The sequence below is a fragment of the Solimonas soli DSM 21787 genome (assembly GCF_000474945.1).
Taxonomy (GTDB): domain Bacteria; phylum Pseudomonadota; class Gammaproteobacteria; order Nevskiales; family Nevskiaceae; genus Solimonas; species Solimonas soli.
Genome location: NZ_AXDW01000024.1, coordinates 14,827 through 40,170 on the forward strand (window position 1 = coordinate 14,827; position 25,344 = coordinate 40,170).

Sequence of the window (25,344 nt, forward strand, 5' to 3'; positions counted from 1 at the left end):
GCGTCATGGCCAAGACTTCCAAGGATCTCAAGTCGCCCCTGTCGCGCGCGCGCGGCCTCGGCTCGGCGAAGGACGGCGTCCATCATTTCTGGGTGCTGCGCATTTCGGCGCTCGCGCTGATCCCGCTGTCGCTGTGGTTCGTGTTCTCGCTGGCGCGGCTGGCGACCGGCCCGGCCGATTTCTACTCGGTGCAGCACTGGGTGTCGGCACCGTCGGTCGCCGTGACGCTGGTGCTGTTCCTCGCCACCGCGCTCTACCACTCGGTCCTCGGCGTGCAGGAAGTGATCCTCGATTACGCCGTCGGCTCGCTGCGCCTGACGTTGCTGCTCGCCTCCCAGTTCCTCCACGCGATCGTCGCCGCCGCCGGCATCTTCGCCGTGCTCAAGGTCGCGCTCGGTTAACGCAAGGATCATCACGAATGTCCGCTTACGAAATCGTTCACCACGAATACGACGCGATCGTCGTCGGCGCCGGCGGCGCCGGCCTGCGCGCGACGCTCGGCCTGGCCGAGGCCGGCCTGAAGACGGCCAACATCACCAAGCTGTTCCCGACGCGCTCGCACACCGTGGCGGCGCAGGGTGGCATCTCGGCGGCGCTCGCCAACATGGGCCGCGACGACTGGCGCTGGCACTTCTACGACACCGTGAAGGGCTCCGACTGGCTCGGCGACCAGGACGCCATCCAGTACATGACGCGCGAGGCGATTCCCGCGATCATCGAGCTCGAACACTACGGCGTGCCGTTCTCGCGCACGCCGGAAGGCAAGATCTACCAGCGTCCGTTCGGCGGCATGACCACCGAATTCGGCAAGGGCCCGCCGGCACAGCGCACCTGCGCCGCCGCCGACCGCACCGGCCACGCCATGCTGCACACGCTTTACCAGCAGTCGCTGAAGTGCAAGGCGCAGTTCTACATCGAGTACTTCGCGCTCGACCTGCTGATGGACGACGACGGTTCGTGCAAGGGCGTGCTCGCCTGGGACATGGCGACCGGCCAGCTGCATCGCTTCCGCGCGCATCTGGTGATCCTCGCGACCGGCGGTTACGGCCGTGCGTATTTCTCGGCGACCTCGGCCCATACCTGCACCGGCGACGGTGGCGGCATGGTGCTGCGCGCCGGCCTGCCGCTGCAGGATCTGGAGTTCGTCCAGTTCCACCCGACCGGCATCTACGGTTCGGGCTGCCTGATCACCGAAGGCGCGCGCGGCGAGGGTGGTTACCTCACCAACAAGTCGGGCGAGCGCTTCATGGAACGCTACGCACCGAGCGTCAAGGATCTCGCGCCGCGTGACATGGTCAGCCGCGCGATGGCGACCGAGATTCGCGAAGGCCGCGGCGTCGGCGAGGAAGGCGACCACATCCATCTGCATCTCGAGCACCTCGGGCCGGAAGTACTGCATCAGCGCCTGCCGGGCATCTCGGAATCGGCGAAGATCTTCGCCGGAGTCGACGTCACCAAGGAGCCGATCCCGGTGGTGCCGACCGTGCACTACAATATGGGCGGCATCCCGACGCTGTGGACCGGCGAAGTCGTCACCAAGCGCGACGGCAATCCGGACAGCATCGTGCAGGGCCTGATGGCGGTCGGCGAAGCGGCCTGCGTGTCGGTGCACGGCGCCAACCGCCTCGGCTCGAATTCCTTGCTCGACCTCGTCGTGTTCGGCCGCGCCGCGGCGATCCGTGCCGCCGAGCTGGTGAAGCCGGACACGCCGCACAAGAAGATTTCGAGTGCTTCGGAAGACAAGGCGCTGACGCGTCTCGACCGCTTCCGCAATGCCAGGGGCGGTACGCCGACGGCGAAGATCCGCCTCGACATGCAGAAGACCATGCAGAAGCACTGCGCGGTGTTCCGCGACGGTCCGACCATGCAGGAAGGCATCATCAAGCTGAAGTCGGTGATCGACAACTACGTGCAGGACGTCGGCGTTTCCGATCGCGGCATGATCTGGAACTCGGATCTGGTCGAAACGCTGGAGCTCGACAACCTGCTCGGCCAGGCGCTGTTGACCATCGTCGGCGCCGAGAACCGCAAGGAATCGCGCGGCGCGCACGCCCGCGACGACATCAAGGATCGCGACGACAAGGAATGGATCAAGCACACCATCGCATGGCGCACCGGCGACACGGACGTGCAGATCGACTACCGCCCGGTCCACATGCAACCGCTCGACAACGAGGTGGAACACATTCCGCCCGTTGCCCGCAAGTACTGATCCTCTAGCCAGGAAGAACCAGCCATGGCTCAGTTTTCTCTGCCGCAGAATTCGAAGATCGACAAGAAGGCCGGCAAGGTCTTCAAGGCGCCGGCCGGCGCCAGGAAGGTCAAGACCTTCAAGATCTACCGCTACGATCCGGAAACCAACGCGAACCCGCGCGTCGACACCTATGAAGTCGACATGGGCAGCTGCGGTCCGATGGTTCTCGACGCGCTGATCAAGATCAAGAACGAAGTCGACGCCACGCTCACGTTCCGCCGCTCCTGCCGCGAAGGCATCTGCGGTTCGTGCGCGATGAACATCGACGGCACCAACACGCTCGCTTGCATCAAGCCCTGCGACGAGATCAAGGGCGACGCCAAGGTCTACCCGCTGCCGCACATGCCGGTGGTCAAGGACCTGGTGCCGGATCTCACGCACTTCTACGCGCAGCTCGCCTCGATCGAGCCGTGGCTGAAGACCGACACGCCGGCGCCGACGCGCGAGCGTCTGCAGTCCGAAGAGGACCGCGCCAAGCTCGACGGCCTCTACGAGTGCATCCTCTGCGCCTGCTGCTCGACCTCGTGCCCGAGCTACTGGTGGAACGGCGACCGCTACCTGGGCCCTGCGATCCTCCTGCAGGCCTATCGCTGGCTGGTCGACTCGCGCGACGAAGCGACCGGCGAGCGTCTCGACGCGCTCGAGGATCCGTTCAAGCTGTACCGCTGCCACACGATCATGAACTGCTCGAAGACCTGCCCGAAGGGACTCAATCCCGCCAAGGCGATCGCCGAGACCAAGAAGATGCTGGTCGAGCGCAAGCTCTGATCGCAGCGGGACTCAAAGACCGGGGCGGCTCTGCCGCCCTTGTCGTTTGTGGAGAGATGAATGAGCAAGGTCCTCACCCCGCCGTCCGCGCCGCGGCCGGTCCGCCGCCGCGGTCGCGCCGCCTCGCGACCATGAGTACGGAAGGCCGTCTGCGCTGGCTCTTGCGGCGCGGCATGAAGGAACTCGACGTGCTGATGGAGCGTTACTACGCGCAGCGCTGGCCGAGCGCGCCGCCGGACGAGAAGGCCGAATTCCTGCGCCTCGTCACGCTCGCCGAGGACCCGGACATCTGGGCCTGGACGATGGGCTATGCCGACGTACCCGCCGAATATGCCCTCATCATCGAACAGCTTCGCGTCTACCGTTGACCTGCGCCTGCGCCCTTCGCTGCGGGCGCTGCGCGTCATCTTCATCGTGCACGTGCTCTGCATCGGCCTGTTGCCGCTGGCCATGCAGCCGGGCATCGCCATGCTCGCGCTGGCCGGCGGTTTCGCCGCGTCGTGGTTCTGGCTGCGTCGCCATCCGGCGCTCGGCTTCGGCCCGCGCGCCATCACGCGCCTCGTCTGGCATGCCGACGGCAGCTGGAATCTGTTCTTCGGCGACAAGACCGGCAAGGCCGAGTTGCTGCCGCACAGCCTTGTCCATGCCTGGCTGCTGGTCCTCGACTTCCGCGCCGACAACGGCCGGCGCTATACACGGGTGATCGCCGGCGGCGAGGCCGACGCCGAGCCGCTGCGCCGCCTGCGGGCGCGTTTGCGCATGCCGGCCTGAAGCGGCCGGTGATCAGGGCGTGCGCGCGCCGGCGCACACCGCCGGCAAGGCGAGGGACGGATACAGCGCCATGAGCGAACAATAGCGAGGGAATCTGGAGCTGGACTGGGACGAGATGCTGCAGTTGCAGACCGTCAGCGACGATTGCGACCGCCGGTTCTACGTCAAGACCATCGGCTATCTGCGGGCAGCAGCATCATCGTCACGGCGCCGCTCGCCGACGGCAAGCGGGTGCTGGTGCGCGAAGGCCGGGCATTCACGGCGCGTGCCTTCGCCGGCAACCGGGCGGTCGCCTTCAGCTGCACGCTGCTGCGCGTCTGCACGCATCCGTGCGCCTATCTGCATCTCGGCTATCCCGAGCAGTTCAGGCGCGTCACCGTGCGCAAGGCGTACCGCGTGCCGGTCCACCCCGAAGGCACGGTGACGACGGCGACCGCCGGTGGTTCGCCGCGCGTGGCCTCGGTGCGCCTGATCGATCTCAGCGTCACCGGCGCCCTGCCCGAGGCCGGCGGGCCGTTCGCGCAGCCGGGCGAGCGCGTCGGCCCGAGTGCGCGGCTGCCGCTCGAAAGCATGGAAGCCCTGCCGGTCGCCGTGTTCGGCACGTGCGCGGCGTCGCCGAGTCAGGCGCCGACGATGGCGGCGGCTGCCGCATCGGTCTGGAGTTCGAGGCGCTCGACACCACTTCGCAGCTGGCCTTGCGCGCCTTCGTCTGCGAGCAGAGGTTCAAGCTCGGCACGGCCTGAACGGGGCCGCTATGCGCGGCCGGGCAGGATCGTCGGCCGGGCTTCCGGCAGCGTGTCGGGATAGTCGAGCGTGTAGTGCAGGCCGCGCGATTCCTGGCGCGCCAGTGCCGAGCGCACGATGAGGTCGGCGCAGCGCACCAGATTGCGCAGTTCGAGCAGGTCGGCGTTGATGCGGTAATTGCCGTAGAACTCGTCGATTTCCTGCTTCAACAGCTGCACGCGATGCAGGGCGCGCTGCAGGCGCTTGCTGGTGCGCACGATGCCGACGTAGTCCCACATGAAGGTGCGCAGCTCCAGCCAGTTGTGGCTGACGACGACGTCCTCGTCGGAATCGGTGACGCGGCTTTCGTCCCAAGGCCGCAGCTGCGTCGGCATCTCGCGCTGTGGCAGCCGGGCGATCAGGTCTTCGGCGGCGGCCTTGGCGAACACCAGGCATTCGAGTAGGGAATTGGAGGCCAGGCGGTTGGCGCCGTGCAGGCCGGTGCAGGCCACTTCGCCGATCGCGTAGAGGCCGTCGACGTCGGTGCGCGCGGCCAGGTCGGTGACGACGCCGCCGCAGGTGAAGTGCGCCGACGGTACCACCGGGATCGGCTGCCGGCAGATATCGAGGCCGAGCGACAGGCAATGCGCGTGGATGCTCGGGAAGTGATGCAGGATGAAGTCGGCCGGCTTGTGCGTGATGTCGAGATAGACGTAGCGCAGGCCGAGGCGCTTCATCTCGTGGTCGATGGCGCGCGCGACGATGTCGCGCGGCGCCAGTTCGCCGCGCGCATCGAAGCGCGGCATGAAACGCTCGCCGGCGCTGCCGTCGGCATTCGGCAGGCGCAGCAGCGCGCCTTCGCCGCGCAGCGCCTCGGAGATCAGGAAATTGCGCGTGTCGCGATGGTAGAGCGTGGTCGGATGGAACTGCATGAATTCCATGTTGGCGACGCGGCAGCCGGCGCGCCAGGCCATGGCGATGCCGTCGCCCGAGGCGCCGTGCGGATTGCTCGAATACAGGTAGACCTGGTTGGCGCCGCCGGTCGCCAGCACCACGGCCTTGGCGCGGTGCGTGCTGACGCGGCCGCTCGGAATGTCGTACAGGTAGGCGCCGAGAACGCGCGGCTGCGGTCGCGACTCGCGGTCGACGATGAGGTCGACGGCGCTGCAGAACTCGCGGATGCGGATGTTCGGGTGCGCGGCGGCGAGCGCGGCGAGCGTGGTTTCGACGGCGCGGCCGGTGGCGTCGGCGGCGTGCACGACGCGGCGATGGCTGTGGCCGCCCTCGCGCGTCAGGTGCAGGCGCGTGCCGCGTTCCTCGCCGTCCTCCTGCGTGAAGGCGACGCCCTGTTCGAGCAGCCACGCGATGCCTTCCGGGCCGCCTTCGACGGTGAAGCGCACGGCGGCCTCGTCGCAGAGCCCGGCGCCGGCGATCAGCGTGTCGCGGACGTGATTCTCGGTGGAGTCGTCGGCATCGAAGACCGCCGAGATGCCGCCCTGCGCCCACAGCGTGCTGCCGGACTGCAGGCTGGTCTTCGACACGACGACCACGCGGTGGCCGGCCTTGGCGAGGCGCAACGCACACGACAAACCGGCCGCGCCGCTGCCGATCACCAGGACTTCCACTTCATTCATGGCGCGTTTGGGGGGTCAGGGAGATACAATGGCGGACTTTTTGCGCCGTCCGGCCCTGCTGCGGGCCGCCCGCACGACGCGGTTGGCGCGAATCGTTGTTCTGAACGGACGGGAGTTTAACGGTTTCGCTGTCGTGAAGCCGCAATGAAGGGCCTGTTAACGCCAATCGCATCGCTGTGGCCGAGTCCGTTTTGCCGCAGCGCAGGGAATTGAGGAGTGCCGTGTACTTGACCGTACACAAACGACGAATGACGCCGCGATGCGGCAAAACGGGCCGGTCCCTTCGGGATGCCGTCTGGCAAGCCGCCATGCGGCGTTGCGAGCCGCTTCTTGGGGATCACCCAAGTGCGCGTCTCGCGCCTTGCTTGGCGGCTTGCCAGACGGCACCACAGCGACGCGATTGGCGTTAACAGGCCCTTGCATGAGCGAAACGAGTACCGACGAACAGCTGGTGGTGCGCGCGCAGGCGGGCGACCAGCGCGCATTCGAGCTGCTCGTGCGCAAGTACCAGCACAAGATCGTCCAGCTGGTCAGCCGCCTGGTCGGCGACGGCGACGCACCGGACGTCGCCCAGGAAACCTTCATCCGCGCCTGGCGCGCGCTCAACGGCTTCCGCGGGCAGTCGGCGTTCTACACCTGGCTGTATCGCATCGGCATCAATACCGCGAAGAACTACATCGTCTCGCGCGGCCGCCGGCCGGCCGATCAGGACATCGACGTCGCCGACGCGGAACTGTATGGCCATACCGAGCATCTAAGTGACGTCGAGACGCCGGAAGCGGCGCTGCTCACCGACGAGATCCGCAAGGCGGTTGCGGAAACGATCGCCAGGCTGCCGCCCGATCTGCGCAAGGCCATCACGCTGCGCGAGCTGGAAGGCCTGTCATACGAGGAGATCGCCGAGGTCATGGATTGCCCGATCGGTACGGTCCGCTCGCGCATCTTCCGCGCCCGCGAGGCGATCGACGTGGTGCTCAAGCCGCTGCTCGGCTGAGCGACCGTATCGACCGATCGTCTTGCGTAACGGAACTTTTTCGGATTTTTGAGGTTAAGGTTATATTCAGGCCGCCCAGGTCCCCGGGCCAGGTGTATCGAATGTCGCAAGAATCGCTGTCCGCTCTGCTCGATGGTGAGTGTTCCGATCAGGAGCTCGATGCCCTGCTCGAGGCGCTCGATCGCTCGCCCGAACTCATGGGAAGCTGGAGCCGCCTGCATGCCGCCCGCGAGGCGCGGGCCGGCCTGCGGGTCCGCCGGCTCGACATCACCGCCGCCGTCATGGCGCGGCTCGACGAGGCGCCGGACGCACCGCGTGCCAAGGTCGTCGAGCTGGCGAGCCGGCGCAAGCCGCTGGCCTGGCGTCCGCTCGCCGGGCTCGCGGCGGCCGCGTCGGTCGCCGCCGTCGCGGTGACGCTCGGCTTCAACTTCGGCACCGTGCCGGCGGCCGGCAACGGGCCGGTCGAAACGGCCTCGGCGCCGGCGGCGGCCCTGCAGCCGGTCGCGCTGAGCGCCGCCAATGATGCCGGCGGCAATGCGCAGATCGACGACGACCTGCGCAACTACATGATCGAGCACAGCAACACGCTGGCCGAGCGTGGCGTCGGCGGGGCTCTGTCGTACGCGCGCTTCGCCGCCCGCACGGCGGACGAGGCCTATGTGCAGCCCGTGTCCATGACGGCGAGCGGCGGGTCGCGCTGATGCGTCAAATCGCGGTCATCGGGCTCGCCGCCGGCTGGAGCCTCTCCGCCGCTGCGGCCGATCCGGCCGACTGGCTCGCCAAGATGAGCGACGCCGCGCGCACCGCGAATTACCAGGGCGTCATCGTCTACCAGACGCAGGATCGTCTCGAGACGATGCGCGTCGTGCACCGCTACAAGAACGGCGACGAGGTCGAGCGCGTGCAGACCCTGACCGGCGCGCCGCGCGAGATCCTCAAGCAGGGCAACCAGGTCATCTGCCTGCTGCCGAAGGACCGCAAGGTCACCCTGGAACTGCCTACGCCCAAGGCGCTCTTCCCGGGCCTGACGCCGGAGCGCGTCGCGCAGATCGCCCGCTACTACGATTTCCAGGACGTCGGCCAGGCGCGCATCGCCGGCCGCATGTGCCGCGGCATCACCATCGCGCCGCGCGACCAGTTCCGCTACGGCTACGAGATCTGGGCCGACGCGGCGTCCGCGGTACCGGTCAAGGTCAACCTCATCGGCCGCGACAGCCGCGTGATGGAGCAGCTGATGTTTACCGAGATCGAATTCCCGAAGACGATCCCGGACAGCGCGCTGCAGACCGAGCTCGATCCGAAGCAGTTCCAGAAAGTCACGCGCATGGTGCAGGACCCGCAGCCCTTCGACGACAAGGCGACGGCCGCCGACATGCAGTTCGCCAACCTGCCGCCCGGCTATCACGTGACGATGCGCGACGTGCGGGCGACCGCCGACGGGCAGGGCATCGTCGAGCATCTGCTGCTGTCCGACGGCCTGTCGGCGATCTCGGTGTTCAGCGCGCGGCGCAAGGTGCCGGCGCAGGCCTTCCAGGGCGCCTCGCAGATCGGCGCGCTGCACGCCTACGGCCGCGTGGTCGGCCAGGTCCACATCACCGTCGTCGGCGAGGCGCCGTCGGAGACGGTGCGCCTGATCGGCGAGAACGTGCAGCCCGCGCCGTCGGCCCCGGTGCCGGCGATCGACGGTGACGGCGGCGACGCGCCGGCGCACTGACGCATCCGGCGCGCCGCGCAGCGTTTGATATTCCGCGGCGAATCCTTTGAAATTCGGGGTATTCTGCGCGGCACGCCGCCGTGCACCCGGAGTCTTTCGATGAAGCTTGCCGCCGTCCTGCGGCTGTCCCTGGTCTGTGCCCTGACGGTGCTCGCCGCGTGCAAGCGCGAGGACGGCGCGGCGCCGATGACCGGCTACCCCGATTTCGCCGATCTCGTCGAGCGCGTGTCGCCGTCGGTCGTCAACATCAGCACGGTGCCGGCCGACCTGCCGCAGGAGCAGGCGCGCGCCGATACGTCCGCGGACAACGACGACGCCCTGAAGAGCGCGCCGGAGTGGTTCAAGCGTTTTCTCGAAGAGCACCCGGAAGAAAGCCCCGGCAACGGCGAGGACGGCAGTGACGGCGATGGCCTGCCGCCGGGCCCGCAGTCACTGGGCTCCGGCTTCATCCTATGGGACGACGGCTATGTGCTCACCAACTTCCACGTCGTGCGCGACGCCAAGGAAGTGATCGTGCGCCTGCTCGATCGTCGCCAGTACACCGCCCAGGTGGTCGGCAGCGACGAGGCGACCGACGTCGCGCTGCTGAAGATCGAGGCCAAGGATCTGCCGGTCGTGAAGATCGGCGACGCCTCGAAGCTGCGCCCCGGCCAGTGGGCACTGGCGATCGGCTCGCCGTTCGGCTTCGACTACTCGGTGACCGCCGGCATCATTTCGGCGAAAGGCCGCGCGCTCATCACCGAGCAGTACGTGCCGTTCATCCAGACCGACGTGGCGATCAACCCGGGCAATTCCGGCGGGCCGCTGTTCAACCTGGCCGGCGAAGTGATCGGCATGAACTCGCAGATCTACTCGCAGTCCGGCGGCTACCAGGGCCTGTCGTTCTCGATCCCGATCGACGTCGCCGCCAAGGTCGCGCGGCAGATCAAGGAGCAGGGCAAGGTCACGCGCGGCTGGCTCGGCGTCGTCGTCCAGGAAGTCGACCGCGATCTCGCCCAGCAGGCGCGCATGGACAAGCCGGAGGGCGCGCTGGTGGCGCGCGTGCTGGCCGACAGCCCGGCCGCCAAGTCCGGCATTCGCGAGGGCGACATCATCCTCAGCTACAACGGCCAGGAGCTGCCGAGCTCGACGGCGCTGCCGCCGATGGTCGGCATCACCGATCCGGGCCAGATCGCCACGCTGCAGGTCCTGCGCGACGGCAAGTCGTTGACCGTCAAGGTCGACGTCGGCGCGCTGGCGCCCGGCGGCAGCGGCGACCAGCTCGATCTGCCGGATACGCCGAAGGTGCCGCCCGGGCCGCTCGGCCTCGTGGTGCGCTCGATGACGCCGGGCGAACGCAGCAAGGCGCAGGTCGTCAGCGGCGGCGTGCTGGTGAGCTCGGTCGGCGAAGGCCCGGCGATGCGCGCCGGCGTGCGCGCCGGCGACGTGCTGCTGCAGATTTCCGGACAGGAGATCGACACGCCGGATCGCCTGGCGATCGTCGTCGGCCGCCTGACGCCGGGATCGAGCGTGCAGCTGCTCGTGCAGCGCCGCGGCGCGCCGCTGTTCCTGACGCTCGACGTGCCGGGCGCGGCACCGAATTCGTGACGGCGGACGGCCCGGCGCCACGCTGGCTGCTGCTTGGCCGGCCGGACTGCCATCTCTGCGAGGAATTCGAGGCCGCGCTGCGCGAACATCTCGGCGCGCGGCCGTTCGTGCTCGAGCAGGCCGGCGTCGACGCGCGCGGCGAGTGGCGCATGCGCTACGGGACGCGCATCCCGGTGCTGCTCGACGAAGACGGCCGCGTGCTCGCCGAAGGCATCTTCGACGCCGCCGCCTTCGATCGGGCCTGCGCAGCGAAAAGCCGTTAAACGCTATACTTGCGGTTTGTTTACGCCCCCTTAGCTGCCGTCGCCATCCCGGGCGGCGACTTTCGACTTGCAACCTGGTATCCGCTTCTCCGTGCGCCTCGATCACATCCGCAACTTCTGCATCATCGCGCACATCGACCACGGCAAGTCGACGCTCGCGGATCGCTTCATCCAGCTCACCGGCGGCCTCGAGGCGCGCGAGATGCAGGCGCAGGTGCTCGACAACAATCCGATCGAGCGCGAGCGCGGCATCACCATCAAGGCGCAGGCGGTGCAGCTGCACTACCGCGCGAAGAACGGCGAGCTCTACCAGTTCAATCTGATCGACACGCCCGGGCACGTCGACTTCAGCTACGAAGTCAGCCGCTCGCTGGCCGCCTGCGAGGGCGCGCTGCTGGTCGTCGACGCTTCGCAGGGTGTCGAGGCGCAGTCGGTCGCCAACTGCTACACCGCGCTAGAACAGAACCTCGAAGTGCTGCCGGTGCTGAACAAGATCGACCTGCAGAACGCCGAGCCCGAACGCGTCTGCGACGAGATCGAGCAGGTCATCGGCATTCCGGCCAGCGACGCGCTGCGCATCTCGGCCAAGACCGGCCTCGGCGTGCCGGACGTGCTGGAAGCCGTCGTCGAAAAGCTGCCGCCGCCGAAGGGCGATCCGGACGGCAAGCTGCAGGCTTCGATCGTCGATTCGTGGTTCGACAACTACCTCGGCGTGGTCTCACTGGTGCGCATCTACAACGGCTCGGTGAAGAAGGGCCAGAAGATCCGCGTGATGTCGACGGGCAAGGACTACGAGATCACCATGCTCGGCGTCAATTCGCCCAAGCGCGTGTTCAAGGATCAGCTCGGGTGCGGCGAGGTCGGCTTCATCGTCGCCGGCATCAAGGACATCTTCGGCGCGCCGGTCGGCGACACGCTGACCCTGGCGAGCCAGCCCTGCGAGGAGCTGCTGCCGGGCTTCCGCCAGGTGCAGCCGCGCGTGTTCGCCGGCATGTTCCCGGTCGACGCCGACGACTTCGAGGACTTCCGCGAGTCGCTGCAGAAGCTGCGCCTCAACGACTCGGCGCTGCAGTTCGAGCCGGAGAATTCGACGGCGCTCGGCTTCGGCTTCCGCATCGGCTTCCTCGGCATGCTGCACATGGAGATCGTGCAGGAGCGCCTGGAGCGCGAATACAACCTCAACCTGATCACCACGGCGCCGTCGGTGGTGTACGAGGTCGAAAAGAACGACGGCGAAGTCATCAAGGTCGACAACCCGGCCGAACTGCCGGAGCCGGGCTTCATCAAGGAACTGCGCGAGCCGATCATCAACGCCCGCATCCTGATGCCGCCGGACTACGTCGGCCCGGTGATGCAGCTGTGCATGGAAAAGCGCGGCGTGCAGAAGAACCTGCGCTATCTCGGCAGCCAGGTGCAGATGGAAGTCGAGATGCCGATGGCCGAGGTCGTGCTCGATTTCTTCGACCGCCTGAAGAGCGTGTCGCGCGGCTACGCGTCGTTCGAGTACGAATTCGTGCGCTTCGAGGCCGCCGATCTGGTCAAGCTCGACGTGCTGGTCAACGGTGACAAGGTCGACGCGCTGGCCTCGATCGTGCATCGCGACAACGCCTATCCGCGCGGCCGCGATCTGTGCGAGCGCATGCAGGAAGTGATTCACCGGCAGATGTTCGACATCGCCATCCAGGCGGCGATCGGCGCCAAGATCATCGCGCGCAGCACGGTCAAGGCGCTGCGCAAGGACGTCACCGCCAAGTGCTACGGCGGCGACACCTCGCGCAAGAAGAAGCTGCTGGAGAAGCAGAAAGAGGGCAAGAAGCGCATGAAGCAGGTCGGCTCCGTGGAGATTCCGCAGGAAGCCTTCCTGGCGGTGCTCGGCGTCGACAAAAAGAAGTAGGCTGCCGCGCGGACACGCATTCCACAGACTCGCTTATACGGACACGGACAAGCCATGCAGGGCATACACTGGGATTTCGCCGTCATCCTGACGGTGCTGACGCTGATCACCGGCATCGTCTGGCTGCTCGACAAGCTCTGGCTCGGGCCCCGGCGCCGTGCCCGGCTGGCGGTCGACGCGGTCGACAAGCCGAGCAGCTTCGTCGACTTCTGCCGCTCGTTCTTCCCGGTGATCTTCGTCGTGCTGATCCTGCGCTCGTTCATCGCCGAGCCGTTCCGCATTCCCTCCGGCTCGATGATCCCGACCCTGCTGGTCGGCGACTTCATCCTCGTCAACAAGTTCACCTACGGCCTGCGCGACCCGGTCTTCCATCACAAGTTCGTGAAGATGGGTGAGCCGCAGCGCGGCGACATCGTGGTGTTCCGCTGGCCGGTCGATCCGAGCAAGGACTTCATCAAGCGCATCATCGGCCTGCCGGGCGACCACATCGTCTATCGCAACAAGCAGCTGTTCGTGAACGGCGAGGCGGCGCCCCTCGATGCCGACGGCGTGTACCCGGTGCCGGGCTTCCCGTCGGTGATGTACCGCATGGACGAGCATCTCGGCGACGTCGAGCACAAGATTCTCGTCAACCCGGACCGTCCGGCCGACGACTTCGAGTTCATCGTGCCGCCGGGCGAGTATTTCGCGATGGGCGACAACCGCGACAACTCCGAGGACAGCCGCCGCTGGGGCACGCTGCCGGAACGCAATCTGGTCGGCAAGGCCTTCTTCATCTGGATGTCCTGGGATGCCGAGAACACGCGCGTCGATTTCTCGCGCATCGGCAACAGCGTCCGCTAAGCTAGGCCGCGCGCCGTTCGCGACGGTTATCAAGGGAGGGGGTCGCCATGCCATCTTTGCAGCGCCAACGCGGTCTCGGCCTGTTCGGCCTGGTATTCGTGCTCGCGGTGATCGCGTTCCTGGCGATCGTCGGCGTGAAGACCGTGCCGATGTACCTGAACCAGATGAAGGTCGCCTCGGCGATGAGCAAGATAGCGGCCGACCCGGAGAACGCCAACGCCGATCCGCTGACGATCCGCAAGGATCTGCAGAAGTACTGGGACATCGACGACGTCGAGTACCTGTCGGTCAACGACGTCAAGATCAAGCGCACCGATCGCGGCCGTTTCATCAGCTACGACTACGAGGCGCGCGAGCGGCTGTTCTACAACATCTACATCGTCATCCACTTCGCGGACGACGTGCCGCTCGCCAACGTGCAGTCTTGACCGCAGTCGTCCAGAATCTGCAACGCCGGCTCGGCTACCGATTCCAGGATCCGGCGCTGCTGACGCAGGCGCTGACGCATCGCAGCGCCGGCTACGCCAACAACGAGCGGCTCGAATTCCTCGGCGACGCGCTGGTCAATTTCGTCATCGCCGAGGCCCTGTACCGGGTCCGCCGCGGCGATGAGGAAGGCGCCCTGTCGCGCCTGCGCGCGAGCCTCGTGCGCGAGGAGACGCTGGCCGAGCTGGCGCGCGGCCTCGAACTCAGCGATGCCTTGACGCTCGGCGAGAGCGAGCTGAAATCCGGCGGCTACCGCCGCGCCTCGATCCTCGCCGACGCCTTCGAGGCCGTGCTCGGCGCCGTCTATCTCGACGGCGGGTTCGAGGCGGCGCGGCAGGTCTGCGAGCGCCTGTTCGCCGCGCTGCTCGGCGACCTGCCGGATGCCGATACGCTCAAGGACGCCAAGACGCGGCTGCAGGAATGGCTGCAGGCGCGCGCCCGTCCGCTGCCGCTCTACGAGGTGATCGAGGAAAGCGGACCGCCGCACCGCCGGCGTTTCCACGTGCGGGCCAGCCTCACCGACGCCGAACTGGCCGCCGACGCGCACGGCTCGAGCCGCCGCGCCGCCGAGCAGGACGCCGCGCGGCACTTACTGCAAAGCCTACAATCTGCCCATGCATAGCGGCATCGTTTCCATCGTCGGTCGGCCCGCCGCGCAGGCGCTGAGCGCCTGCGGGCCATTGGTAATCGGGGCTTTCCTCTACGTTGGGCCGATGCGGGCGGCGCCGAGGATTGATCATGCATAGCGGCATCGTTTCCATCGTCGGTCGGCCCAACGCGCAGGAGCAAAGCAACTGCGGGCCATTGGTAATCGGGGCTTTCCTCTACGTTGGGCCGATGCGGGCGGCGCCGAGGATTGATCATGCATAGCGGCATCGTTTCCATCGTCGGTCGGCCCAACGTAGGGAAATCCTCCCTGCTCAATGCGCTCGTCGGGCGCAAGGTCAGCATCGTCTCGCACAAGCCGCAAACCACGCGGCATCGCATCCAGGGCGTCGTCAATCGCGAGGGCGGGCAGATCGTCTTCGTCGACACGCCGGGCCTGCACCGCCGCGAGACGCGCAAGCTGAATCGCGTGATGAACGAGCAGGCCGCGGCCAGCCTCTACGACATCGATCTGATCGTTTTCGTCGTCGAGGCGAACCGCTGGACCGAGGAAGATGCGGCGGTGCTGCAGCGGCTCGAAGGGCTCGGCACGCCGGTCGGCCTCGTCGTCAACAAGATCGACCGCATCGCCGACAAGGCAGCGCTGCTGCCGGAGTTGCAGAAGCTCACGGCGATGCGCGACTACGCCTTCGTGGTGCCCTTGTCCGCGCTCAAGCGCAACAACGTCGACGCCCTGCTCGGCGAGCTGTTCCAGCGCCTGCCGGAAGGGCCGCCGCTGTATCCCGAGGACCAGATCGTCGGCTACGACGACGCCTTCCTGGTGGCCGAGCTGGTGCGCGAGAAGCTCACGCGCAACCTGCACCAGGAGCTGCCGTACTCGCTCACGGTCGGCGTCGAAAGCTACGAGCGCGAAGGCCGGCTCGATCGCGTCGAGGCGGTGATCTGGGTCGAGCGCGAAGGCCAGAAGAAGATCGTCATCGGCGAAGACGGCGAGACGCTCAAGCAGGTCGGCACCAGCGCGCGCCGCGAGCTCGAACGCCTGCTCGGCCGCAAGGTCTTCCTCAAGCTCTGGTGCCGCGTGCGCGAGAACTGGAGCGACGATCTGAAGGCGCTGAAACAGTTCGGCCTGACCGGCGAATAGCGGACCGGCCTTCGGCGATGCGTGCCCGCGTCACGCTCGAACCTGCGTATCTCCTGAACCGTCGTCCGTACAGCGACAGCAGCCTGCTGCTCGAGGCGATCACCCGCGGGCACGGACGCATCGGCCTGGTCGCGCGCGGCGCGCGCGGCGCCAAGTCGAAGCTGCGCGGCCTGCTGCAGCCGTTCGCGCCCCTGCTGCTGAGCTGGAACGCGAGCGGCGAGCTGGCGACGCTGAGCGCCGCCGAAGCGGCGGGACCGCCGCTGCTGCTGGCCGGCGAGCGGGTGTTCTTCGGCTGGTATCTCAACGAGCTTCTCCTGCGCCTGCTGCAACGCCAGGACGCGCATGCGGCCCTGTTCGACGCCTATGCGCTCGCCGTACAGCAGTTGCCGGGCGCGGCGACGCAGGCCGAGGACGCCCTGCGCATGTTCGAGAAGACGCTGCTCGCCGAGATCGGCTACGGCCTGCTGCTGCCGGACGATCTCGATGCGGCGCAGCGCTACCACTACGACGCCGACGCCGGACCGCAGCCGGCGGCGTCCGATGCGCCGCAGGCCTACGCCGGCGCCAGCCTGATCGCCCTGCGCGACGAGCGGCTGGCGACGGCCGAGGCGCGCCGCGACGCACGCCGCCTGCTGCGCGCCGCGCTCGCCGCGCAGCTCGGCAGCAAGCCCCTGCAGACGCCGCTGCTGATGCGCGAGATGCGCGAGGCGCAGGACGCGGGCTGAAGGCGCGCATCGCCTAAAATGCCCGCGCTCGCCGCCGTCCCGCCAAGGAAGCTCATGCCTGCCCGCCGCGCTGTCCCCGCCATCCGCCTCGGCGTCAACGTCGACCATGTCGCGACCATCCGCCAGGCGCGCGGCACGCCGTATCCCGATCCGGTCGAGGCCGCCAGACTGGCGCTCGCCGCCGGCGCGGCGAGCATCACCGTGCATCTGCGCGAGGATCGCCGCCATATCCAGGACCGCGACGTCGCCGCGCTGGTGGCGCACGACCGCGGCATCGTCAATCTCGAGATGGCGGTCAGTGAGGAGATGCTGCGACTGGCGTCGTCATGGAAGCCGGCCTGCGTGTGCCTGGTACCGGAGAAGCGCGAGGAGCTGACGACCGAAGGCGGCCTCGACGTCGCCGGCCAGCTCGACGCCGTGCGTGCCGCCTGCGCGCGGCTGGCGCGCGCCGGCAGCCGGGTCGCGCTGTTCATCGACGCCGATCCGCGGCAACTGAAGGCGGCGAAGCTGAGCGGGGCGCCGCACCTGGAAATCCACACCGGCCGCTATGCCGAAGCGCGCGGCCGCGCGCAGGCCGCCGAGCTGAAGCGCATCGCCGCCTTCGCGCGCGCCGCGCGCAAGGCCGGCTTCGAGGTGCATGCCGGGCACGGGCTGACGCTCGACAATGTCGCTCCGATCGCGCGCATCGCCGACATCGTCGAGCTGAACATCGGCCATGCGATCGTCGCGCGCGCCTTGACCGTCGGTCTGCCGGCCGCCGTCGCCGAGATGCGGCGGGCGATGCACGAGGCGCGCCGCACGTGAAGGCCGCCGCCAGAAAGGCCGTCGCGCCGCGCGCGCGGGCGGCGCGTGCGCCGGCCGCCCCGGCCGCCATCTACGGCATCGGCGTCGACGTGCTGCGCGTCGAACGCATGCAGAAGCTGCTCGACAAGCACGGCAGCAAATTGCTGCTGCGACTCTTGGCGCCGCGCGAGCTGCGCGAGGTCAAGGCGCGCAGCAATCGCGCGCGGGCGCTGGCCATGTGCTGGGCGGCGAAGGAAGCCTTCCTCAAGGCCCTCGGCACCGGCTTCGACGGCATCGGCTGGAAGGAAGTCGGCGTGGTGCGCGAACCGAACGGCCGGCCGGTCCTCATCTTCGACCGCAAGATGAAGGCCCGGCTGCGGCAGCTCGGCGTCGGCGCCGCGCACCTCTCGCTGAGCGACGACGGTGGCATCGTCTGCGCCTACGTGGTCGTCGAGCGCGGCGCCTAGCAGGTCCGGCCGCGGCTCCTGCGCGCCTGCACGTCGAGCATGTCGTGGTCGCCGGGGCTGTAGCGCTCGCCGCTGAGCGCCGCCATCGCCGCGCCGACCGCGGTCGCCACCCAGCCCCGCTCGTTCGACCAGTACTGCGCGCTCGTCACCCGCACGCGCAGCAGCGCCAGCTGCGGATCATGGCGGCCATGCGGGAACCAGGGCCGGTAGGCCGGCGACCACAGCTGGTCGATCCGCGACTCGTCCTGCGTCAGGGTCGCCACGCCGGAAACCGAGACGTAGGTTTGCCGGCGCGGCGAGGCGTAGGCGAGATTGACGTGCTGCTCGCGCTGGATCTGCGCGACTTTCGGCGAATCCTTGGCGGTGAAGAACCAGAGATCGCCATCGCCGCCGTCGACCTTGATGGTCGCCAGCGGCCGGCTGACGAGGTGGCCGTCGGCGTCCAGCGTGGTCAGCATGGCGACTTCGACGTCCTCGATCAGATCCCAGAGGCGGGCTTCGCTCATGGCCGTCGCTCAGGCCGCCAAGCTGTGCTTGAGCTTGCGCATCTGCTCGTGCGACGCCTTTACCTTCGGCCAGTACGCTTCGAGGACGCTGCGCGCCCCGGCGTCCTCGCAGTCGGCGATCGCCTTGCGGACCTCGGCGATCAGCCGGTCCTCGGTTTCCTCGAGCTGGCCGACGTAGAGCCGTGCCTCGTGCTTCGACAGCTTGGCGGCGACATCGGTGTAGGTCTTGCGGATCGCGCCGGCAATGGTGCCATTGCGCGGCGGTTCGGCGCCTTCGGCGCGCAGGCGCGCGGACAGGCCGGCGATCAGCTCGCGCTTGGCGCTGGCCATCTGCGCGAAGGTCGTGCGCAGGCCGGCATCCTGCACGTGCTGCTGGGCGTCGTCGTAGAACTGCGCGCCGTCGCGTGCGATCTCGACGATGTCCTTCAGGTAGTGATTGCGGTTCATATCGTGCTCCTGGTCGGCGACGGCTTTGGAGAGAAAATGCCAGCGGCGAGCCGTCGGGGCGCCGTCGGCAGCGGGTGCCGGTTCGCTGTGTCGCCGCTCAGGGCGACATCAGCGAACCGCCGTTGATGTGGAGAATCTGGCCGGTGACATACGAGGCGTCGTCGCAGGCCAGATAGACGTAGGCCGGCGCCACCTCGGCCGGCTGGCCCGGCCGCTTGAGCAGGGTGTCCTGGCCGAACGTCTCGACTTTCTCCGGCGTGAAGGTCGAGGGAATCAGCGGCGTCCAGATCGGCCCCGGCGCGACGGCGTTGACGCGGATGCCGCGCGGCGCGAGCTGACTCGCCAGCGAGAACGTGAAGGCCTGGATCGCGCCCTTGGTCGCCGAGTAATCGACGAGCGCAGGGTTGCCGCGCGCGCCGGTCACGGAACCCGTATTGATGATCGCGCCGCCGCGCGGCAGGTGCGGCAGCGCCGCCTGCGTCAGATACAGCATGGCGAACAGGTTGGTGCGGAAGGTGCGTTCGAGCTGATCCGGCGTGATGTCGGCGAGCGCCGGCTGCGGATGCTGTTCGCCGGCGTTGTTGACGAGCACGTCGAGCCGGCCGAACTGCCGCACCACGGCGTCGACGACGCGCCGCGCCGCATCCGGCGCGCCGAGATCGGCGGCGAGCGTCATGCAGCGCCGGCCTTCGGCTTCGACCCGATGCCGCGTGGCGAGCGCATCGTCGATCTCGCTGTCGAGATGCACGATGGCGACGTCCGCGCCCTCGCGCGCGAAATGCACGGCGACCGCGCGGCCGATGCCACTGTCGCCGCCGCTGATCAAGGCGAGCTTGCCGCGCAACTTGTCGGCGCCGCGATAATCGTCGCGGATCGTCAGCGGCTCCGGGTGCATCGCGGCCTGTTGTCCCGGCTGCCGTTCCTGATGCTGGCGCGGCATGCGTTTCGGCATGTTCATGCGAGCCTCCTTGGCGATGAAGGGCGTCGCGGTCCTTGCGACGTCTCCTTTTCCGACCGGAGGCGGCGCGCCGAAGTTCAGCGCGCCGGCGCCGCGCGGCGGCGCCGTGAATCGGCCCTGAATGCTCGCGAGGCGGCGCGCTCAGCCGCGCGGCATCGCCGCCAGCGTTTCGTCGACCGCCTTGCGCACGCGCTCGAGCTCGCGCCGCGCCGCCGGACCCTTCTTCAGCGATTCGGCGCTGCGCAGCCATTCCTCGACGGCGGCGGTCGTCTGGCGCAGCTGCGCGAGGTGATAGAACGCCGCGGTGCCGCGCAAGGTGTGCGCGGCGTCGCGCGCCTGGTCGAGCTTGCCGGTGCCGAAGGCGCGCTCCAGCTCGGCGAACTGCAGCGGCAGCTCCTCGCGCAGCAAGGCCAGCAATTCCGGGTCCTGCGCCAGCTTGGCAGCGGGGTGGCTCGGTTTCTGCAGCAGCGGCGCCAGCGCGGCGAGCAGCTGCGCTTCGTCGAAGGGCTTGATCAGCACCGCGTCGGCGCCGGCGTCGAGAAAGGCCTGGCGCTCCTCCGGTTCCAGGTGCGCGCTGACGGCGAGGATGCAGCAGCGCTTGCCGTCCGCTTCGGTGTCGCGGATCGAGCGCGCGCAGTCCGGGCCGTCGAGGCGCGGCATGTGCGCGTCGAGCAGGACGATGTCCGGGCGCGCGGCGTGCCAGCGGTCGAGCGCTTCGCGGCCGTCGGCCGCCTCGCTGGTCTGCAGGCCGAGATGTGCGCACAGCGCGGCGATGTAGCGCCGGTTGGCGAGATTGTTGTCGGCGATCAGCGCGCGCCGGCCGGCGAGCGGCAGCGCGGTCGGGCGCTCGGCGCGCAGGCGCTGCGCGAGGTCCTCGTAGAGCTGCTTGCGCGTCACCGACTTCGGGTGCACCAGCGCCGCGCCGGCCTGGCGGATGCGCTCGAGCAGCGGCGGCGACACGGAATTGACGAGCACCACGGTCGTCGTCGTGCCGCGGCTGCGCGACAGCAGGTCGCGGATGACCGGCCGCTCGATGTCCTGCGCCATCAGGCCCAGCACCACCAGCGCGGGCCGGCGCTCGACGGCGGTGTTGAACAGCGCTTCGGCGAGCGCCTCGGCCGATTCGAAGCCGTCGACCGACAGGCCCCAGAACTCGAACCAGTGCAGCCAGGCGAGACGCGCCGCGGCGTGCGGCTCGTAAAGCCAGACGCGATGCGTGCCGAGCGGCTCGTCGTCGTGCGGCACCGACTCCTCGGCGGCGATCAGCTTGAACGGCAGCAGGACGCTGAAGGTCGAGCCCTTGCCGACCTCGCTCTCCAGGCTGATTTCGCCGCCCATCAGTTCGGCGAGCTTGCGCGAGATCGACAGGCCGAGGCCGGAACTGCCGACCTGGCTGCCGCCGATCTGGCGGAACGGCTGGAACAGGCGCTCGCGCGCTTCCGCGGCGATGCCGATGCCGCTGTCGGTCACCGCGAAGCGCAGCCAGCTGCGGCCGGCCTCGTCGCGTTCGCCCATCACGCGCAGCACGACGCCGCCGCGGTGGGTGTACTTGATGGCGTTCGACAGCAGGTTGGTGAGGATCTGGCGCAGGCGCTGGCTGTCGCCGCGCAGCTCGCGCGGCACGTCGTGGTAGATGATGCGCACCAGCTCGAGCTCCTTCTCGTAGGCCAGCGGCGCCAGCAGCGCCGTGGTGCTTTCGACCACGTCGTAGAGATCGAAGCGCAGCTCGTCGAGCTTGAGGCGGCCGGCCTCGATGCGGCTCCAGTCGAGCAGGTCGTTGATCATCGTCAGCAGCGCGCGCGCCGACTTGTCGAGCGTGTCGAGGTGCTGGCGCTGCTCGTGGTCGAGGTGCGTGCGGCGCAGGAGATCGGCGTAGCCGAGAATGCCGGTCAGCGGCGTGCGCAGCTCGTGCGACATGCTGGCCAGGCGCTCGCTCTGCGCGCGCAGCTCGTCCTGTTCGCGGGCCGCGGCGTTGCGCAGCATCTGGCTCTGCGCGGCGTACTGGTCGCGCTCGCGCTTGAGGCGCTGGGTCTGCTCGGCGAGGCGGGCATCGAAATCCGCGTGCAGCTCGGCGTAGCGCTGCGCGACACGGTTGACGTCGCGCGCCAGCTCGCCGGCCAGGCCGCCGAGATTCTCGGGCGCGCGCACCTCGAGGCGCCCGCGGCCGATATCCTGCAGGGCGAGGCCGATGAGGCCGAGCGCGCGCCGCACCGAGCGGAAACTGACCACGGCGAGGCCGGCGCCGGCGAAGGCGATGCTGAGCCCGAGCATCACGCGCAGCGCGTAGGGAATCTGCATCGGCCCGATCCAGGTCGTCAGCGCCACGACCAGGACGATGCCGGTCAGGGCGCCGAAGGCCCAGCTGCCCGGCAGCAGGCGGCGGCTATAGCGGCGTCCGGTCTGCGGCAAAAAGCGGTCCCCCTCGCGTAAAATTCAACGGATGACCTATCCGACTCTGGCCGATTTTATCGGCAATACGCCGCTTGCCCAGCTCAAGCGCCTGCCCGGCCTTGGCAACAATACGCTGTTGGTGAAGCTGGAGGGCAACAATCCGGCCGGTTCGGTCAAGGACCGGCCGGCCTACTCGATGATCCGCCGCGCCGAGGAGCGCGGCGAGATCAAGCCGGGCGACGTGCTGATCGAGGCGACCAGCGGCAATACCGGCATCGCCCTGGCGATGGCGGCGACCGTCAAGGGCTACCGGATGGTGCTGATCATGCCCGAGCACCTCTCGGTCGAGCGTCGCGCGGTGATGAAGGCCTTCGGCGCCGAGGTGATCCTGGTCAGCAAGGAAGAGGGCATGGAAGGCGCGCGCGACCTCGCGCTGAAGATGCAGGCCGAGGGGCGCGGCAAGGTGCTCGACCAGTTCGGCAACCCCGACAATCCGCGCGCGCACTACGAGACGACGGCGCCGGAGATCTGGAAGGCGACGCAGGGCCGCATCACGCATTTCGTCTCCGCCATGGGCACCACCGGCACGATCATGGGCTGCTCGCGCTACTTCAAGGAACAGAATCCCGATCTGCAGGTGATCGGCGTGCAGCCGGACGGCGAATCGTCGATTCCCGGCATCCGCAAGTGGCCGGAAGCCTATCTGCCGACGATCTTCGAGCGCGCGCGCGTCGATCGCGTCATTGAGGTCACGAGCAAGGACGCCGAGGACACCATGCGCCTGGCAGGCACCGTCGAAGGTCTGTTCTGCGGACCTTCGTCCGGCGGCGCGCTGTGGGCGGCGCTGCAGCTGTGCAAGCAGGTCGAGAACGCGACGATCGTCAGCATCGTCTGCGACCGCGGCGACCGCTACATCTCGACCGGCGTGTTTCCCTCGTGAGCTTCCGCGAACCGGTGCTGGTGTTCGACATCGAGACGATTCCCGATCTCGATGGCGGCCGCCGCCTGATGGACCTCGAAGGCCTCGGCGACACCGAGACCTGGTCGCTGATGCGCAGCCGCCGCCTCGCCGAACGCGGCACCGAGTTCATGCCCGCGCACCTGCAGCGCGTCGTCGCGATCTCGGTCGCGCTGCGCAGCGGCGACACCTTCAAGTGCTGGTCGATCGGCGACGAGAGCGCGGAAGAGGGCGAGCTGATCCAGCGCTTCTTCGACGGCGTCGAGAAATACCGGCCGGTGCTGGTGTCGTGGAACGGCGGCGGCTTCGACCTGCCGGTACTGCAGTACCGCGCGCTGATCCACGGCTGCACCGCGCCGCGCTACTGGGACACCGGCTATCTCGACCGCGAGGCGAAATGGGACAACTACCTCGCGCGCTACCAGTTCCGCCATACCGATCTGATGGACGTGCTGGCGCTGTACAGCGGCCGGCAGAACGCGCCGCTGACCGAGATCGCCGTGCTGCTCGGCTTTCCCGGCAAGCTCGGCATGGACGGCTCGAAAGTCTTCGAGGCGCATCGGAAAGGTGATCTTGCCGGCATTCGCGCCTACTGCGAGACCGACGTGCTCAACACCTGGCTGGTCTACCTGCGCTTCGAGCTGATGCGCGGCCGCCTGTCACACGAGGAGCATCAGCAGGAGGAGGAGCGCGTGCGCGCCTTCCTCGACGCCAACCCGGCGCCGCACTGGGCCGAGTTCGCCGAAGCCTGGGTCGGCTGATCCGGCCGACGCCACTCTCCACGTCATGCGCAAGAAGAAACTGCCGCCGGCCGGCGAATTCACGGCCGACATCATCGACCTCGATCACGAAGGCCGCGGCTTCGCGCGCATCGACGGCAAGGCCACGTTCATCGCCGACGCGCTGCCGGGCGAGCGCGTGCGCTTCAAATACCTGCGCAGCGCGCGCGACGTCGACGAAGGGCAGTGCGTCGCGGTGGAGACGCCGTCGCCGCATCGTGTCACGCCGGCCTGCACGCACTTCGGTGTCTGCGGCGGCTGCTCGATGCAGCATCTGGCTGCGGATCAGCAGATCGTCTTCAAGCAGAAGCAGCTGCTCGATCAGCTCGAACGCAGCGGCAAGGTCGTGCCGGCCGAAGTCGCGGCGCCGATCGTCGGCCCGGTCTGGGGCTACCGCCGCCGTGCGCGGCTGGGCGTCAAGGACGTGCCGAAGAAGGGCGGCGTGCTGGTCGGCTTCCGCGAGCGCGAGTCGAGCTTTCTCGCCGCGCTGGACCGCTGCCAGGTCGTCGATCCGCGCGTCGGCCTGAAGCTGCGCGAACTCGGCGCGCTGATCGGCGGCCTGTCGATTCACCGCGCCGTGCCGCAGATCGAAGTCGCCTGCGCACAGGACGTCGTGGCGCTGGTGTTCCGCGTGCTGCAGGCGCCGAGCGAGGCCGATCGCGACGCGCTGCGCGCCTTCGCGCTGCGCGAAGGCTTCGACATCTATCTGCAGACCGGCGGTCCGGACAGCATCCGGCCGCTCGACGAGGCGAAGCGGCTGGAATATTCACCGGACGGTTCGCCGATTGCGCTGCGCTTCGAGCCGACCGATTTCATCCAGGTCAACGGCCACGTCAGCCAGCAGACGGTGAACCAGGCGCTCGACTGGCTCGAGCTGCAAGCCGGCGAGCGCGTGCTGGAGCTGTTCTGCGGCCTCGGCAATTTCTCGCTGCCGCTGGCGCGGCGCGGCGCGCAGGTGCTGGCCGTCGAAGGCGAGAGCGGCCTGGTGCAGCGCGCCCGCGAGAACGCGCGGCGCAATGGCCTCGACATCCGCTTCGAGAAGGCCGATCTGTTCCAGTCGACCGGCGACGAGTCCTGGCTGCAGCCGGCCTTCGACAAGCTGCTGCTCGATCCGCCGCGCGCCGGCGCCAAGGAGATCCTGCCGATCGTCGCCAGGCGCAAGCCGCAACGCATCGTCTACGTGTCCTGCCATCCGGGCACGCTGGCGCGCGATGCGGGGTTGCTGGTGCACGAGTTCGGCTATCGGCTGGCGCGGGCCGGCGTGATGGACATGTTTCCGCACACATCGCATGTGGAGAGCATGGCGCTGTTCGAGCTGGGGAAGGGGCGGTGATGGCGCGCCTTTGTCTTGATCGGGCTTTTGATTTCGCCTTTGGCGACTTACTTCTCTTTGCTTGTGCAAAGAGAAGTAAGCAAGAGAAAGCACACCCTGAGGGCCGCATCCCCGCTGTCGCGGGGAAGCCTGCGCTGCTCACGTGCTCGGGGTCGTCACCGACAGGCCATCCATGGCCTGACGGTGACTTGGCGCGCCGTCCTGGCGCGCCATCCGGCCCCGCCCACGGGGCGGGGCGTTCGCCGGGGCGGATGTCCACCGGACATCCGCAAATCCCCGGCTCACCCCCTGCGCGCGCTGCGCTGCTCGGTGCGGCCCT

General features: G+C 68.4%; 27 protein-coding genes. 22 read left to right on the forward strand and 5 right to left on the reverse strand.

Annotation, left to right across the window (positions count from 1 at the left end):
* Positions 1-5 precede the first annotated feature (5 nt).
* The 6 genes from sdhD (at position 6) to K344_RS0111205 (ending at position 4,600) form a co-directional block, all read left to right on the forward strand.
* Complete coding sequence (gene sdhD / locus K344_RS0111180) at positions 6-401, forward strand: succinate dehydrogenase, hydrophobic membrane anchor protein (RefSeq protein ID WP_028080734.1); 396 nt, start codon at positions 6-8, stop codon at positions 399-401.
* A gap of 17 nt (positions 402-418) precedes the next feature.
* The gene (gene sdhA, locus K344_RS0111185) at positions 419-2,212 is read left to right on the forward strand and encodes a succinate dehydrogenase flavoprotein subunit (protein WP_028080735.1); all 1,794 of its coding nucleotides are present in this window, start codon (positions 419-421) and stop codon (positions 2,210-2,212) included.
* A gap of 24 nt (positions 2,213-2,236) precedes the next feature.
* Entirely contained in the window at positions 2,237-3,022 is a 786-nt protein-coding gene (locus K344_RS0111190; protein WP_028080736.1) for a succinate dehydrogenase iron-sulfur subunit, read from the forward strand.
* A gap of 131 nt (positions 3,023-3,153) precedes the next feature.
* Complete coding sequence (locus K344_RS0111195) at positions 3,154-3,390, forward strand: FAD assembly factor SdhE (protein WP_028080737.1); 237 nt, start codon at positions 3,154-3,156, stop codon at positions 3,388-3,390.
* Positions 3,353-3,793 carry a protein YgfX gene (locus tag K344_RS0111200; protein WP_157622876.1) on the forward strand — a complete coding sequence of 147 codons (441 nt, stop codon included), beginning with the start codon at positions 3,353-3,355 and terminating at the stop codon, positions 3,791-3,793. Before K344_RS0111195 ends, K344_RS0111200 begins: the two co-directional genes overlap by 38 nt.
* Before the next feature lie 144 nt (positions 3,794-3,937).
* The gene (locus K344_RS0111205) at positions 3,938-4,600 is read left to right on the forward strand and encodes a flagellar brake domain-containing protein (RefSeq protein ID WP_169729292.1); all 663 of its coding nucleotides are present in this window, start codon (positions 3,938-3,940) and stop codon (positions 4,598-4,600) included.
* Here the strand turns inward: K344_RS0111205 and nadB are convergent.
* Positions 4,546-6,150 carry an L-aspartate oxidase gene (gene nadB, locus K344_RS0111210; protein ID WP_028080740.1) on the reverse strand — a complete coding sequence of 535 codons (1,605 nt, stop codon included), beginning with the start codon at positions 6,148-6,150 and terminating at the stop codon, positions 4,546-4,548. The genes K344_RS0111205 and nadB overlap by 55 nt on opposite strands.
* A gap of 421 nt (positions 6,151-6,571) precedes the next feature.
* On the opposite strand from nadB, the gene rpoE reads away from it, so the two are divergent.
* The 13 genes from rpoE (at position 6,572) to acpS (ending at position 17,653) form a co-directional block, all read left to right on the forward strand.
* The gene (gene rpoE / locus K344_RS0111215; RefSeq protein ID WP_028080741.1) at positions 6,572-7,144 is read left to right on the forward strand and encodes an RNA polymerase sigma factor RpoE; all 573 of its coding nucleotides are present in this window, start codon (positions 6,572-6,574) and stop codon (positions 7,142-7,144) included.
* A gap of 101 nt (positions 7,145-7,245) precedes the next feature.
* The gene (locus K344_RS0111220; protein ID WP_028080742.1) at positions 7,246-7,845 is read left to right on the forward strand and encodes a sigma-E factor negative regulatory protein; all 600 of its coding nucleotides are present in this window, start codon (positions 7,246-7,248) and stop codon (positions 7,843-7,845) included.
* Positions 7,845-8,858, forward strand: coding sequence for a MucB/RseB C-terminal domain-containing protein (locus K344_RS0111225; RefSeq protein WP_028080743.1), 1,014 nt, complete (start codon positions 7,845-7,847; stop codon positions 8,856-8,858). Before K344_RS0111220 ends, K344_RS0111225 begins: the two co-directional genes overlap by 1 nt.
* 99 nt (positions 8,859-8,957) lie before the next feature.
* Entirely contained in the window at positions 8,958-10,445 is a 1,488-nt protein-coding gene (locus K344_RS0111230) for a Do family serine endopeptidase (RefSeq protein WP_028080744.1), read from the forward strand.
* Positions 10,442-10,708 (forward strand): glutaredoxin family protein, encoded by a 267-nt coding sequence (locus tag K344_RS0111235; protein WP_051362150.1) that lies wholly within the window; start codon positions 10,442-10,444, stop codon positions 10,706-10,708. Before K344_RS0111230 ends, K344_RS0111235 begins: the two co-directional genes overlap by 4 nt.
* A 91-nt stretch (positions 10,709-10,799) precedes the next feature.
* The gene (gene lepA / locus K344_RS0111240) at positions 10,800-12,602 is read left to right on the forward strand and encodes a translation elongation factor 4 (RefSeq protein ID WP_028080746.1); all 1,803 of its coding nucleotides are present in this window, start codon (positions 10,800-10,802) and stop codon (positions 12,600-12,602) included.
* 54 nt (positions 12,603-12,656) lie between these two features.
* Positions 12,657-13,445 carry a signal peptidase I gene (gene lepB, locus K344_RS0111245; protein WP_211234525.1) on the forward strand — a complete coding sequence of 263 codons (789 nt, stop codon included), beginning with the start codon at positions 12,657-12,659 and terminating at the stop codon, positions 13,443-13,445.
* A gap of 47 nt (positions 13,446-13,492) precedes the next feature.
* Positions 13,493-13,873, forward strand: a complete 381-nt coding sequence (locus tag K344_RS0111250) for a DUF4845 domain-containing protein (RefSeq protein WP_028080748.1) — start codon at positions 13,493-13,495, stop codon at positions 13,871-13,873.
* On the forward strand, positions 13,870-14,553 hold the full coding sequence (gene rnc, locus K344_RS0111255; protein WP_028080749.1) for a ribonuclease III: 684 nt from the start codon (positions 13,870-13,872) through the stop codon (positions 14,551-14,553). Before K344_RS0111250 ends, rnc begins: the two co-directional genes overlap by 4 nt.
* Before the next feature lie 240 nt (positions 14,554-14,793).
* Complete coding sequence (era, locus tag K344_RS0111260) at positions 14,794-15,678, forward strand: GTPase Era (protein WP_028080750.1); 885 nt, start codon at positions 14,794-14,796, stop codon at positions 15,676-15,678.
* Positions 15,679-15,695: 17 nt separating this feature from the next.
* Positions 15,696-16,403 carry a DNA repair protein RecO gene (recO, locus tag K344_RS0111265; protein ID WP_028080751.1) on the forward strand — a complete coding sequence of 236 codons (708 nt, stop codon included), beginning with the start codon at positions 15,696-15,698 and terminating at the stop codon, positions 16,401-16,403.
* A gap of 54 nt (positions 16,404-16,457) precedes the next feature.
* On the forward strand, positions 16,458-17,207 hold the full coding sequence (pdxJ, locus tag K344_RS0111270; RefSeq protein ID WP_028080752.1) for a pyridoxine 5'-phosphate synthase: 750 nt from the start codon (positions 16,458-16,460) through the stop codon (positions 17,205-17,207).
* The gene (acpS, locus tag K344_RS0111275) at positions 17,204-17,653 is read left to right on the forward strand and encodes a holo-ACP synthase (protein ID WP_084197320.1); all 450 of its coding nucleotides are present in this window, start codon (positions 17,204-17,206) and stop codon (positions 17,651-17,653) included. Before pdxJ ends, acpS begins: the two co-directional genes overlap by 4 nt.
* Here the strand turns inward: acpS and K344_RS0111280 are convergent.
* The 4 genes from K344_RS0111280 to K344_RS0111295 all read right to left on the reverse strand — a co-directional run bounded on the left by K344_RS0111280 (position 17,650) and on the right by K344_RS0111295 (position 21,973).
* Positions 17,650-18,159: a pyridoxamine 5'-phosphate oxidase family protein gene (locus K344_RS0111280; RefSeq protein WP_028080754.1), complete on the reverse strand. Its 510-nt coding sequence runs from the start codon at positions 18,157-18,159 to the stop codon at positions 17,650-17,652. The two genes, acpS and K344_RS0111280, sit on opposite strands and share 4 nt — an antisense overlap.
* A 9-nt stretch (positions 18,160-18,168) precedes the next feature.
* Entirely contained in the window at positions 18,169-18,606 is a 438-nt protein-coding gene (locus K344_RS0111285; RefSeq protein WP_028080755.1) for a PA2169 family four-helix-bundle protein, read from the reverse strand.
* A gap of 97 nt (positions 18,607-18,703) precedes the next feature.
* A complete protein-coding gene (locus K344_RS0111290) occupies positions 18,704-19,564 on the reverse strand; it encodes an SDR family oxidoreductase (protein ID WP_028080756.1) in 861 nt (286 codons plus the stop codon).
* 141 nt (positions 19,565-19,705) lie between these two features.
* Positions 19,706-21,973, reverse strand: coding sequence for an ATP-binding protein (locus tag K344_RS0111295; protein WP_028080757.1), 2,268 nt, complete (start codon positions 21,971-21,973; stop codon positions 19,706-19,708).
* Between the two features lie 31 nt (positions 21,974-22,004).
* Here K344_RS0111295 and cysM point away from each other — a divergent pair, with 31 nt between their 5' ends.
* From cysM to rlmD, 3 genes are all read left to right on the forward strand, one after another.
* Complete coding sequence (gene cysM, locus K344_RS0111300) at positions 22,005-22,895, forward strand: cysteine synthase CysM (RefSeq protein ID WP_028080758.1); 891 nt, start codon at positions 22,005-22,007, stop codon at positions 22,893-22,895.
* A 68-nt stretch (positions 22,896-22,963) separates the two neighbouring features.
* Positions 22,964-23,674: a 3'-5' exonuclease gene (locus tag K344_RS0111305; RefSeq protein ID WP_169729294.1), complete on the forward strand. Its 711-nt coding sequence runs from the start codon at positions 22,964-22,966 to the stop codon at positions 23,672-23,674.
* A gap of 25 nt (positions 23,675-23,699) precedes the next feature.
* Positions 23,700-25,025, forward strand: coding sequence for a 23S rRNA (uracil(1939)-C(5))-methyltransferase RlmD (gene rlmD / locus K344_RS0111310; protein WP_028080760.1), 1,326 nt, complete (start codon positions 23,700-23,702; stop codon positions 25,023-25,025).
* The last annotated feature ends 319 nt before the right edge of the window (positions 25,026-25,344 follow it).